This window comes from Methylobacterium sp. P5_C11, assembly GCF_054049775.1.
Window position 1 is genome coordinate 1 of the sequence record NZ_JBFULS010000034.1, and the last position, 11,891, is coordinate 11,891.

Below are 11,891 nucleotides of genomic sequence, written 5' to 3' on the forward strand. Positions count from 1 at the left end.
GACCGCGGCCGCGCCGGGGCGGCGAGCCGCCGCGCATCGCCGGTGCGAACCCGGCCGGTCGTCGGAACCGGCCGGCCCCTCAGCCGTAATGCCGGCACGATGCCGCCCGCCTTGAAGTCGATCACATCAGGATTTGCCGGCCGGCCTCCAGCGCGCGAACCGCGCCGCCTATGGCCACGTATTCAGGACGCATTCAGTGCCCTCGGCGCACATCTCCCGGCAATGCGCTACGCCATCGCCCTCGTCGCCATCAGCCTGACCGCCGCGGCCCTCGCCGCGGGCGGCCTCGGCTCCATGGCCGATGATGGGCCGGCTCCCCAGACGGGCACCGTCTCCAGCCCGGCGCCCCTGCGGATCGAGAACTGCCTGTCCCCCGCCGACATGCGCGAGGAGGTCGGCGAACGCCGGGTGATCCCGCCGGTGGCGGCGATCCGCGCGGCTCGCACGGTGATCCCCCGGGCCGAGATCCAGAGGGCGAGCCTCTGCCGTTACGAGGACACGCTCGTGTACATGCTCACCGCCTTGCGTCGGGACGGTCACTTCGTGCACGTCATCGTCGATGCGCGCACCGGCACCGTCGCGGGACAGTATTGAGCGGGCGCCGGGACCGTTTCGGAGGGGAGTGAGCCGTGCGTCTGCTGGTCGTGGAAGATGACAAGGACATCAACCGGCAAGTCGTGGCCGCGCTTGAGGAGGCCGGCTACGTCGCCGACAAGGCCTATGACGGCGAGGAGGGCGGCTATCTCGGCGAGAGCGAGCCCTACGACGCCATCATCCTCGACATGGGCCTGCCCAAGGCCGACGGCGTCACGGTCCTGCAGAAGTGGCGCCGGGCCGGCGTCAAGACGCCGGTGATCATCCTCACCGCCCGCGACCGCTGGTCCGACAAGGTCGACGGCTTCGATGCCGGCGCCGACGACTACGTCACCAAGCCCTTCCACATGGAGGAGCTGATGGCCCGGGTCCGCGCGCTCCTGCGCCGGGCCGCCGGCCACGCCACCAGCCAGATCGCCTGCGGTCCCGTCACGCTCGATACGCGCTCCGGCAAGGTCTTCGTCGACGGCGCCCAGGTGAAGCTGACGAGCCACGAGTACCGGCTGCTCTCCTACCTGATGCACCATACCGGCCGGGTCGTGTCCCGGGCCGAACTCACCGAGCACCTCTACGACCAGGATTTCGACCGGGACTCGAACACGATCGAGGTGTTCGTCGGCCGCCTGCGCAAGAAACTCGCCGTGGACCTGATCCAGACCGTGCGCGGCCTCGGCTACCTCGTGGACCCGAACCAGCCGCCGGCGCGGATGTGAGCGTGCCCGCCCGATCCGGCACGCTGCCCGCCGTGTTCATGCGCGGCGGCACCAGCAAGGCGCTGATGCTGCACCGCCGGGACGTGCCGGGGGACCTCGCCGCCTGGGAGCGGGTCTTCCTCTCCGCCATGGACAGCCCGGACCCGTTCGGGCGGCAGCTCAACGGCATGGGCGGGGGCGTGTCGTCGGTCTCGAAGATCTGCGTGGTGGAGCGCTCCGCGCGGCCGGATGCCGATCTCGAGTACACCTTCGTGCAGGTGGTGGTCCGCGACGGCCGCATCGACCTGTCGGGCAATTGCGGCAACATGCTCGCGGCGGTCGGCCCGTTCGCGGTCGACGAGGGGCTCATCGCCGTCCCGGACGGCCCGGTGTCCCTGCGGATCTTCAACACCAACACGCGCAAGCTGATCGCGGCCAGCTTCGCCGCGGAGGGCGGCCGCAGCGTCTATCGCGGCGACCTCGCGATCCCCGGCGTCGCCGGCACGGGCGCGCCGATCCAGCTCGACTTCCTGGATCCCGGCGGCGCCACGACCGGCCGGCTCCTGCCCACCGGCGCCGTCCGCCAGACCCTCGACGTGCCGGGCCTCGGCCCGATCGAGGCCTCGCTGGTCGACGCCGCCAATGCCTGCGTATTCGTCCGCGCCGCCGATCTCGGGCTCGCCGGCACGGAACTGCCCGCCGCCCTGGAGTCGGTGCCCGGCCTCCTCGACCGCCTGGCGCAGATCCGCCGGGCCGGGTCCGTGGCGATGGGCATCGCGCCCGACCTCGCGGCGGCGGCGGGCATCGTCCACGTGCCCTTCGTCGGCCTCGTCGGGCCGCCGAGGGATGCCGGCAGCCTCTCCGGCGCCACGGTCCGCGCCGCCGACATCGACCTGACCGCCCGGGTGATCTCCAACGGCGTGCCGCACCAAGCGCTGCCCCTCACCGCCACCCTGTGCCTCGCGGTCGCCGCCCGGCTCGACGGCAGCCTCGTCCACGAGGCCGCGCGCGCCACCGGCGCGGCCCTGCGGGTCGGCATGCCGTCGGGAATCCTCACCGCCGACGCCGCCGTGATGCGCGAGGGCGACGGCTGGCGGGCCGCGCGCGGCGCGTTCTTCCGCACGGCGCGCCCGCTGATGCGGGGCGCGGTGTTCTACGATGCGCCGCCGCCCGGCTGAGCGACCGACGCGACCATGATCGACCTCATCGGCCTCTTCTCCCTACGCCGCCGCTCCATCGCGGTGCGGCTCGCCGTGTCGGCCTTCCTGTCGAGTTCCGCGATCCTGCTGATCGCGGCCTGGATCCTCACGACCCTCTACCGCGAGAACACCGAGCGCTCCTTCGACAGCCGGCTGCTGGTCTTCGCCAACAACCTCGCCACCGATCTCGTCTCGCCGAACGATCCCGAGAGCCGGACCTTCTCGCTGGGTGACCCCCGCTTCGACCTGCCCCTGTCGGGCTGGTACTGGCAGGTCGGCAAGCCCGACGCGAAGCCGCGGGACGTGCGCACCTCCCGCTCGCTGGTCGGCGTGCCGCTTCCGCCCGCCACGGATCCGGAGGGCAAGGCCGGCGTCGGTCAGATCCGGCAGGGCTACGGCAAGGGGCAGGACGGGCGCCTGCTGCGGATCATGGAGCGCGACGTCGATCTCGGCGAGGAGGGCCGCTACACGGTCCGCGTCGCCGGCCCGGCCGACGAGATCGTCAACGACGTCGACCGGTTCCGCAACTCGCTGACCATCACCTTCGGACTGCTCGGCCTCTCGCTGGCGATCACCACCCTGCTGCAGATCCGGTTCGGCCTCGCGCCGCTCAAGAAGATGCGGGCCGCGCTCGGCGCCGTCCGCCGGGGCGAGGCCGACCGCATCACCGGCACCTATCCCCGCGACATCGCCCCGCTCACCGGCGAGGTGAACCTGCTGATCGAGACCAATCGCGAGATCCTGGAGCGCGCCCGCACGCAGGTCGGCAACCTCGCCCACGCCTTGAAGACGCCGCTCTCGATCATCGTCAACGAGGTCGGCGCCTCGGACGCGCCGGAGGAACTGGCGCAGAAGATCTGCGAGCAGGCCGCCGTGATGCGCGATCAGGTGAACTACCACCTCGACCGGGCGCGCGCCGCGGCGCTCGCCGGCACCCTGGGGACATCGACGGAGGTCGAGCCGGCGCTGGCCGGCCTCGTGCGGACGTTCGGAAAAATCTACCGGGACAAAGACATCGCCTACGATGTCCACGTCCCACCGGGTCTGCGCTTCCGCGGCGAGCGCCAGGATTTCGAGGAGATGGTCGGCAACCTCGTCGACAACGCCTCGAAATGGGCGCACGGCAGGGTGGCGATCCGGGCCGAGGCGGTGGCCGAGCACGATTATCCCCACCTCGTCGTCGCCATCGAGGACGATGGTCCCGGTCTGCCTCCGGAGGCCCGCCAGGCGGTGCTCGGCCGCGGGCGCCGGCTCGACGAATCGAAGCCCGGCTCGGGTCTGGGCCTCTCGATCGTGGCCGATCTCGCCGCCCTGTACCGGGGCCGCTTCACCCTCGAGCAGGCGACGCTCGGCGGCCTGCGGGCGGTGCTGGAAGTGCCGGGCGACGCGCCCGTGGGGACGGCGACGCACTGAGGCCGCTCGCCCCGCCGGCCGACCCCCGGTGCGGGACGCGGCCACATGGCCCGGGCCTGCCCCTTGTCTTCGCGGGAGACTTGCGTGACACCGTGCCGCCGTCGGGAGACGTCGTGGCCTCACGCTGCCGGCTCCACATGGCGTGGGGAGGGGCGGGCCGGTCCGGCTCGTTGGCGATAAGGTTCATGACGGCGATCTGGTTCATCCTGGCGGCCATGACCGCGGCGGCCGTCCTCGGCCTGCTCTGGCCGATGTCGCGGCGCGCCGCCGTGCCGACCGGCGAGGCCGGCGGGACCGGGCTCGCCACCGAGACCGCCTTCTACGAGGATCAGATCGCCGAGATCGACCGCGACCTGGGCCGCGGCCTGATCGCCCGGGACGAAGCCGAGACCGCCAAGGCGGAGGCCGCCCGCCGGCTGCTCCGCGCGAGCCGCGAGGCGCAGCGCGAGGCCGAGGACGACGGCCTCGCGGAGGCCGCGCGCCCGGCCGAGCCGCGCCTCCGCCGGCGCCGGGCCGCCTCGGCCTTCGCACTCTCGACCATCCCCCTCGTGGCGCTGATCGCCTACGGCCTCTACGGCTCGCCCGAGCTGCCCGCGCAGACCGAGGCCGACCGGCAGGCCGCCCGTGGCGGTGCCGACGAGCTGATGAAGGCGGTCGGGCAGATCGAGGCGCGGCTCGCCCGCGACCCCAACGATGCCCGCGGCTGGGCGGTCCTCGCCCCGGTCTACATGCGCACCGGCCGCTTCGACGATGCCGCCCGCGCCTACGCCAACATCGCGCGCCTGAAGGGCGAGAGCGCCGACACCCTCGCCGATCAGGGGGAGGCCCTGACGGCGGCGGCCGACGGCACCGTCTCGCCCGAGGCCAAGGCGCTGTTCGAGAAGGCGCAGGCCAAGGAGCCCAACGCGCCGAAGCCCCGCTTCTACCTCGCGCGGGCGGCCGAGCAGGCCGGCGACACCGGCGAGGCGATCCGCCAGCTCACCGAACTCGAGGCCGCGAGCCCGCCGAACGCCCCGTGGCTCGGCGTGGTCCGGCAGACGGTGGCGCGCCTCAAGGGCGAGCCGCCGCCGCCCACGACGCCCCAGGCGGGGCCGAAAATGCCCGCGGAACAGCAGGCCGCGATCCGCGGCATGGTCGACGGGCTCGACGCCCGGCTCAAGGCCGGTGGCGGGACTCCCGACGAGTGGCTGCGGCTCGTCCGTTCCCGCGCGGTGCTCGGCGAGCGCGATCAGGCGACGGCCGCCCTTGCCCGCGCCCGCGCCGCCCTCGCGGGCGACCCGCAGGGGCTCGCCCAGGTGGAGCAGGGCGCCCGCGCCGTGGGCCTCGGCGTCGAAGGCGAGGCGTCCGCACCGGCCGAATCAGGTCAGGCGGGGCCGACCGCCCAAGCCGAGAAGGAGTCGGCGATGGCGGCCGTGCGCGCCATGCCGCAGGCGGAGCAGCAGGCGGCGATTCGCGGCATGGTCGAGGGGCTCGACCGGCGCCTCGGCGCCCGCGGCGGGACGCCGGACGAGTGGATGCGCCTCGTGCGCTCCTACAGCGCGCTGGGCGAGCGCGATCTGGCTGTGAAGGCCCTCGATCGCGCACGGATGGCGCTGGCCGCCAACGCCGAGGCGGTGGCGCGGCTCGACGGCCTCGCCCGGGAGCTGGACCTCCCCGCCAAGCCGACCCCCTGACCAGCCCAATTCCTGACGCCACGAAATCGCGAGGCCGCCGCCGCGGCGCGGCCCGTACGACAATCGGTCCCGACGGCTGCCCTTGACCCGCGGGCGCCCGGAGCCGACACCCTCAAGACTAGAATGAGAACGGTTTCGGTCGTGGCGGGTCTCCGCGCGCCGGACCGCGGGGTGGAAGTATCGTGACGCGTAAGAAACGCCGCCTGATCCTGATCGCCGCCTGCGGAAGCGTACTGGCCCTCGCCGTGGGGCTGATGCTCTACGCCATGAGCGGCTCGATCGTGTTCTTCCGCTCGCCCACCGACATCGCCAAGCAGGCCATCGCCCCAGGCACGCGCCTGCGGCTCGGCGGCCTGGTGAAGGACGGCTCGCTCAAGCGCGGCCCCGACCAGACGGTCGATTTCGCCGTCACCGACACGAACGAGACCGTCGCGGTCCACTACAAGGGGCTGCTTCCGGACCTGTTCCGGGAAGGGCAGGGCGTGGTCGCCGAGGGCGTGCTGGAGCCGGGCGGGCAGTTCCGCGCCGACACGGTGCTGGCCAAGCACGACGAATCGTACATGCCCCGCGAGGTCGCCGATGCCCTGAAGGCGCAGGGGCGCTGGCAGGAGGGCGGTCCGAACAAGGGCGCACCCGCGCAAAAGCCCGCCACCGCGGCGGCCGACCAGACCCTCGGCCAGCGCAGCGAGCGGTAAGGGAATCCGCATGATCGTCGAGACCGGTCACTTCGCGCTCGCACTCGCGCTCGCGATCTCCCTCGTCCAGGTGGTGATGCCGATCTGGGCCGCGCGCTCGGGCGACCCGGCGCTCCGCCAGACCGCCTCGCAGGCGGCGCTCGGCGCCTTCGCCTGCGTGCTGTTCGCGTTCGCGGCGCTGACCTGGGCGCATGTCACGTCCGATTTCTCGGTCCAGAACGTCGTCGAGAACTCGCACACGCAGAAGCCACTGATCTACAAGATCTCCGGCGTCTGGGGGAACCACGAGGGCTCGATGCTCCTCTGGGTCCTGATCCTCACCTTGTTCGGCGCCTGTGTCGCGGCGGCGAAGAACTCCGTGCCGCCGCGGCTGCGCGCCAGCACGCTGGGTGTGCAGGGGCTGATCACCTTCGTGTTCGTGCTGTTCATCATCACGACCTCGAACCCGTTCAGCCGCGTGATCCCGGCGCCGCTGGAGGGCAACGACCTCAACCCGCTGCTGCAGGATCCCGGGCTGGCGATCCACCCGCCTCTCCTCTACCTCGGCTATGTCGGCTTCTCGATCAGCTTCGCCTTCGCGGTCGCCGCGCTGATCGACGGCCGGATCGACGCCGTCTGGGCGCGGGCGGTGCGGCCCTGGACGCTCACTGCGTGGTGCTTCCTGACGCTCGGAATCGCGATGGGCTCCTACTGGGCCTATTACGAACTCGGCTGGGGTGGCTGGTGGTTCTGGGATCCGGTCGAGAACGCCTCCCTGATGCCGTGGATCGCCGGGACGGCGCTTCTGCACTCCACCGTGGTCATGGAGAAGCGCGACGCCCTCAAGGTCTGGACGGTCCTGCTCGCGATCCTGACCTTCTCGCTGTCGCTGATCGGCACCTTCCTGGTCCGCTCGGGCGTGATCACCTCCGTGCATTCCTTCGCCACCGACCCGACCCGCGGCGTGTTCATCCTGGGGATCCTGATCCTGTTCATCGGCGGCTCGCTGACGCTGTTCGCGTGGCGGGCGCCGCTGCTGCGGCAGGGGGGTCTGTTCGCCCCGATCTCCCGCGAGGGCTCCCTGGTCCTCAACAATCTCTTCCTCGTCGCCGGCTGCGCCACCGTGCTGGTCGGCACCCTCTACCCGCTGCTCCTGGAGATGCTGACGGGCGAGAAGATCACGGTCGGTCCGCCCTTCTTCAACTCGACCTTCGTGCCGCTGGCGATCCCGCTGCTGCTGATCGTGCCTCTCGGCCAGGCGCTGGCCTGGAAGCGCGGCGACGTGCTCGCCGCCGCCCAGCGCCTCTTCGCCGCGCTGGCGGTCGCCCTGGTCATCGGCTTCGCCGTGCTGGCGCTGACCTGGGGCGGCCCGGTCATGGCGCCGGTGGGGATCGGCCTCGGCGCCTACCTGCTGATCGGCTCCGCCCTCGAGATCGTCACCCGCGCCCGGGGCTACGGGGCGAGCCGGGCGCGCTCGCTCGGTCAGATCGGGCGGCGCGCCGTCGGCCTGCCGCGCTCGGCCTGGGGGACCGCCTTCGCCCATGCCGGTGTCGGCGTCGTGGTGCTGGGCATCGCCGCCCAGGGCTGGGCCACCGAGGGGCTTGCGACCCTCAAGCCCGGACAGACCCTGGCGACGGGACCCTACGTGGCGACCCTGGACCGCGTCGGCCCCCGCCAGGGGCCGAACTACGAGGAGGCCGCGGCCTCCCTGACGATCCGGACCCGCTCCGGCGACGAGGTCGGCCATGTGGAGACCGGCAAGCGCTTCTATCCGAGCCGCAAGATGGCGGTGACGGAGTCGGGTCTGTTGACCATCGGCTTCAGCCAGGTCTATGCCAGCCTCGGCGAGATGGGCCAGGACGGCGGCGTCGGCCTGCGCCTCTACTACAAGCCCCTGGTGCTCCTGATCTGGCTCGGGGCCGTGGTGATGGCGCTGGGCGGCGGCCTCTCGCTCACCGATCGCCGGATGCGCGTCGGCGCCCCCGCCAAGGCGAAGGCGCGGCCGCTGCCCAACGCGGTGCCGGCGGAATGATGGCGGCGATGATAGCCCCCGCAAAGGTGGGCGTGCGGGCGCGCGCCGGCCGGTTCGGCTTCGCGCTCGCCGCTGCTCTCGTCCTTGTCGCCCCGGCCCACGCCGTCCAGCCCGACGAAGTCCTGAAGAACCCGGCCCTGGAGCATCGCGCACGGGAGATCTCGGCGGAGCTGCGCTGCCTCGTCTGCCAGAACCAGTCGATCGACGATTCCGACGCGCCGCTCGCCAAGGATCTGCGCCTGATCGTGCGCGAGCGCCTGGAGAAGGGCGACAGCGACACGGCGGTGCTCGACTACGTCGTGGCCCGTTACGGCGAGTTCGTGCTGCTGCGCCCAGTCTTCGCCCTGCACACCCTGCTCCTATGGCTGACCCCTGTGCTCGCGGTCCTGCTCGGCGGATTCGGCATCTGGCGCCTCGCGCGCCGCAGGCCGGCGGCCCCCGTCCGAAACCTGTCAGCCGCCGAGGAGGCGGAGGTCGCGGCGCTCCTGCGGCGGGAGTAGAATCCGGCGGAATCGTGATTCGCCGGCGTCACGCGGCACGAGTCTTGGATCAGGTCTTGGATCAGGCGCCGCAGACCGCAGGACGGGTCACGCGCCGGGGGGCAGGACGATGACGGCTGCAACGCTTACCATCTCGAGCCGCAACTACTCTTCATGGTCCCTACGGGGGTGGCTGATCTGCCGGATGGCGGGTCTCGACTTCGAGACCGAGGTCCTGTCCGGTGCGGATGCCGGAAGCCGGGCGGAGTTGCTGCATCTGTCGCCCTCCTTCCTCGTGCCGCGCCTGCGCCACGGCGACGTGGTCGTCTGGGACACCCTCGCCATCGCCGAATACCTCGCGGAGACGTTCCCGCAGGCTGGCTTCCTGCCCGGCAACGTGGCGGAGCGTGCCCATTGCCGGTCCATCTCCGGCGAGATGCATTCCGGTTTCGTCAACCTGCGCTCGGCCCTGCCGATGAACCTGCGGGCCTTCCACCCCGACTTCCGGGTGTTCAACGGCGCGAAGGCCGATATCGAGCGCATCGTCACGATCTTTGACGATTGCCTGGACCGGTACGAGGGGCCGTTCCTGTTCGGTGACCGCCCCTGCCTGGCTGACGCCATGTACGCCCCGGTCTGCACGCGCTTCCGCACCTACGACGTCGCGCTGCCGCCCCGGGCCGCCGCCTACCGCGACACGATCCTGCGCTGGCCCCTGATGGTCGAGTGGGCCGAGGCCGCCGCCGACGAGCCGGATGAGATCGAAGAGCTCGAGATGGAGTTCTGACCCTCAGCTTCCGTCGTTGCTTCGCTGCGCGCGCAATGACGGCCGGCTATTCTGCAAGCGGATATGCCCGACGTCGGATGCATGCAATTTATTGCAGAGCACAAATCCATGTTGCGATGCACGCAGGAGATTCTGACTGAGGGTGTGATTTGAAAAACTACGTTGTTTCAACGGGTTAACAGAACGTGCTCATTGCCCCCACCGGCGCGTTACAGCTCGACAAACGTCCTTTGTCGCCTGACCGGACAGTTCGATTGAAGCCATTCGGCATTTCTGTTCCTCTTCGCCTTAGAACAGGAACAGACTGGGCTGAGAACCATGGCGCGTCACGAGCCCTGGAGCGCGGAACGCGCCACCGGGATCATCGCCGAGCATACGCATCTCGAAGGGGCCACGCTGCCGATCCTGCACGCACTGCAGGAAACATTCGGCTACGTGGATTCTGGCGCCGTGCCGCTGATCGCGGACGCCCTGAACCTGTCGCGCGCCGAGGTGCACGGCTGCATCACCTTCTACCATGATTTCCGCGCCCATCCCGCCGGCCGGCACGAAGTGAAGCTGTGCCGCGCCGAGGCCTGCCAGGCCATGGGCTCCGACAACCTGCACCGCGAGATCCTCGGCCGCCTCGGCTGCGGCTGGCACGAGACCACCGCCGACGGCAGCGCCACGGTCGAGCCGGTCTACTGCCTCGGCCTGTGCGCCAACGGCCCCGCCGCGCTGGTGGACGGTGAGCCGGTCGCGCACCTGACCGCCGACGCCCTCGAAGCTGCCCTGACGGAGGTGCGCCAGTGAGCGTCACGCTCTACGTTCCGCGCGACGCCGTCGCCCTCGGACTCGGTGCCAACAAGGTCGCCCGCGCCCTCTTCGCCGGCGCCGAGCGCCGCGGTCTGGACGTCACCATCGTCCGCACCGGCTCCCGCGGCCTGTTCTGGCTGGAGCCGATGGTCGAGGTCGGCACGCCTGAGGGGCGCGTCGCCTACGGGCCGGTGACGGTCAAGGATGTCGATGCCCTGCTGGACGGGGGCCTTGCCACCGGCGGCGACCATCCCCTGTGTCTCGGGGACCCCGAGAAGATCCCCTACCTCGCCCGGCAGCAGCGCCTGACCTTCCACCGCTGCGGCGTGATCGACCCGGTCTCCGTCGACGATTACCGGGCGCATGGCGGCTATCGCGGCCTTGAGGCCGCGCTCAAGCTCGATGCCGAGGGTATCGTGGCGGCGGTGCGCGATTCCGGCCTGCGCGGCCGGGGCGGTGCCGGCTTCCCGGCCGGCATCAAGTGGAACACCGTGATGCTCGCCAAGGCGGACCAGAAATACGTGGTCTGCAACGCCGACGAGGGCGATTCCGGCACCTTCGCCGACCGGATGATGATGGAGGGCGACCCCTTCAACCTCATCGAGGGCATGACCATCGCGGCCATGGCGACCGGCGCCACCCGCGGCTACATCTACCTGCGCTCCGAGTACCCGCAGGCCTTCGCGACCCTCAAGGAGGCGATCGCCAACGGCGTGGCGGCCGGCGTGCTGGGCGACAACATCCTGGGCTCGGGCAGGACCTTCCACCTGGAAGTTCGGCTGGGCGCCGGCGCCTATATCTGCGGCGAGGAGACCTCGCTGCTGGAGAGCCTGGAGGGCAAGCGCGGCATCGTGCGGGCCAAGCCGCCGATCCCGGCGCTCAAGGGCTTCCTCGGCAAGCCGACGCTGGTCAACAACGTAATGACCTTCACGGCGGTGCCGTGGATCCTGGAGAACGGCGCCAGGGCCTACGCCGATTACGGCATGGGCCGCTCGCTCGGCACCCTGCCGATCCAGCTCGCCGGCAACGTCAAGCACGGCGGCCTGATCGAGATGGCCTTCGGCATCACCCTGCGGCAGGTCATCGAGGATTTCGGCGGCGGCACCCGCTCGGGGCGGCCGGTCCGGGCCGTGCAGGTCGGAGGCCCGCTCGGGGCCTACTTCCCCGACCATCTCCTCGACACGCCCCTCGATTACGAGGCGATGGCGGCCAAGAAGGGCCTCGTCGGCCACGGCGGCATCGTGGTGTTCGACGACACCGTCGACATGGCCGCCCAGGCCCGCTTCGCCTTCGACTTCTGCGCCACCGAGTCGTGCGGCAAGTGCACCCCCTGCCGCATCGGAGCGACCCGCGGCGTCGAGACCATGGACAAGGTGATCGCCGGCATCCGGCCGGACGCGAACCTGAAGCTGGTCGAGGACCTCTGCGAGGTCATGACCGACGGGTCGCTCTGCGCCATGGGCGGGCTCACGCCGATGCCCGTGATGAGCGCGATCACCCACTTCCCCGAAGATTTCAGGCGCGCCGGCGATCTGCCGGCCGCGGCCGAGTGA

11 protein-coding genes are annotated in these 11,891 nt (G+C 71.2%); all 11 read left to right on the forward strand.

From position 1 onward, the window contains the following. The first annotated feature begins 222 nt into the window (after nucleotides 1–222). The 11 genes from ACXJKQ_RS17555 (at nucleotide 223) to ACXJKQ_RS17605 (ending at nucleotide 11,891) form a co-directional block, all read left to right on the forward strand. Nucleotides 223–594, forward strand: a complete 372-nt coding sequence (locus ACXJKQ_RS17555) for a PepSY domain-containing protein (protein WP_457107015.1) — start codon at nucleotides 223–225, stop codon at nucleotides 592–594. 35 nt (nucleotides 595–629) lie between these two features. Beyond that, the gene (locus tag ACXJKQ_RS17560; protein ID WP_012321897.1) at nucleotides 630–1,307 is read left to right on the forward strand and encodes a response regulator transcription factor; all 678 of its coding nucleotides are present in this window, start codon (nucleotides 630–632) and stop codon (nucleotides 1,305–1,307) included. 2 nt (nucleotides 1,308–1,309) lie between these two features. Continuing rightward, entirely contained in the window at nucleotides 1,310–2,464 is a 1,155-nt protein-coding gene (locus ACXJKQ_RS17565; protein WP_457107016.1) for a PrpF domain-containing protein, read from the forward strand. Nucleotides 2,465–2,479: 15 nt separating this feature from the next. Further along, nucleotides 2,480–3,898: an ATP-binding protein gene (locus tag ACXJKQ_RS17570; protein ID WP_457107017.1), complete on the forward strand. Its 1,419-nt coding sequence runs from the start codon at nucleotides 2,480–2,482 to the stop codon at nucleotides 3,896–3,898. 185 nt (nucleotides 3,899–4,083) lie between these two features. Then, the gene (gene ccmI, locus ACXJKQ_RS17575) at nucleotides 4,084–5,571 is read left to right on the forward strand and encodes a c-type cytochrome biogenesis protein CcmI (RefSeq protein WP_457107018.1); all 1,488 of its coding nucleotides are present in this window, start codon (nucleotides 4,084–4,086) and stop codon (nucleotides 5,569–5,571) included. Nucleotides 5,572–5,753: 182 nt separating this feature from the next. After that, on the forward strand, nucleotides 5,754–6,266 hold the full coding sequence (gene ccmE / locus ACXJKQ_RS17580) for a cytochrome c maturation protein CcmE (protein WP_457107019.1): 513 nt from the start codon (nucleotides 5,754–5,756) through the stop codon (nucleotides 6,264–6,266). A gap of 10 nt (nucleotides 6,267–6,276) precedes the next feature. Next, complete coding sequence (locus ACXJKQ_RS17585; protein ID WP_457107020.1) at nucleotides 6,277–8,277, forward strand: heme lyase CcmF/NrfE family subunit; 2,001 nt, start codon at nucleotides 6,277–6,279, stop codon at nucleotides 8,275–8,277. 8 nt (nucleotides 8,278–8,285) lie between these two features. Beyond that, nucleotides 8,286–8,777 carry a cytochrome c-type biogenesis protein gene (locus ACXJKQ_RS17590; protein WP_457107021.1) on the forward strand — a complete coding sequence of 164 codons (492 nt, stop codon included), beginning with the start codon at nucleotides 8,286–8,288 and terminating at the stop codon, nucleotides 8,775–8,777. A 109-nt stretch (nucleotides 8,778–8,886) separates the two neighbouring features. Further along, nucleotides 8,887–9,543: a glutathione S-transferase family protein gene (locus ACXJKQ_RS17595; RefSeq protein ID WP_457107022.1), complete on the forward strand. Its 657-nt coding sequence runs from the start codon at nucleotides 8,887–8,889 to the stop codon at nucleotides 9,541–9,543. Between the two features lie 318 nt (nucleotides 9,544–9,861). After that, nucleotides 9,862–10,335, forward strand: a complete 474-nt coding sequence (locus ACXJKQ_RS17600) for a formate dehydrogenase subunit gamma (RefSeq protein WP_457107023.1) — start codon at nucleotides 9,862–9,864, stop codon at nucleotides 10,333–10,335. Further along, nucleotides 10,332–11,891, forward strand: coding sequence for a formate dehydrogenase beta subunit (locus tag ACXJKQ_RS17605; RefSeq protein WP_457107024.1), 1,560 nt, complete (start codon nucleotides 10,332–10,334; stop codon nucleotides 11,889–11,891). Before ACXJKQ_RS17600 ends, ACXJKQ_RS17605 begins: the two co-directional genes overlap by 4 nt.

What these genes read in the sequence shown, in the direction of transcription:
- ACXJKQ_RS17555 (WP_457107015.1), top strand. Translation starts at nt 223, where the DNA reads ATGCGCTACGCCATCGCCCTCGTCGCCATCAGCCTGACCGCCGCGGCC.
- ACXJKQ_RS17570 (WP_457107017.1), top strand. Translation starts at nt 2,480, where the DNA reads ATGATCGACCTCATCGGCCTCTTCTCCCTACGCCGCCGCTCCATCGCG.
- ccmI (WP_457107018.1), top strand. Translation starts at nt 4,084, where the DNA reads ATGACGGCGATCTGGTTCATCCTGGCGGCCATGACCGCGGCGGCCGTC.
- ACXJKQ_RS17585 (WP_457107020.1), top strand. Translation starts at nt 6,277, where the DNA reads ATGATCGTCGAGACCGGTCACTTCGCGCTCGCACTCGCGCTCGCGATC.
- ACXJKQ_RS17590 (WP_457107021.1), top strand. Translation starts at nt 8,286, where the DNA reads ATGATAGCCCCCGCAAAGGTGGGCGTGCGGGCGCGCGCCGGCCGGTTC.
- ACXJKQ_RS17595 (WP_457107022.1), top strand. Translation starts at nt 8,887, where the DNA reads ATGACGGCTGCAACGCTTACCATCTCGAGCCGCAACTACTCTTCATGG.
- ACXJKQ_RS17600 (WP_457107023.1), top strand. Translation starts at nt 9,862, where the DNA reads ATGGCGCGTCACGAGCCCTGGAGCGCGGAACGCGCCACCGGGATCATC.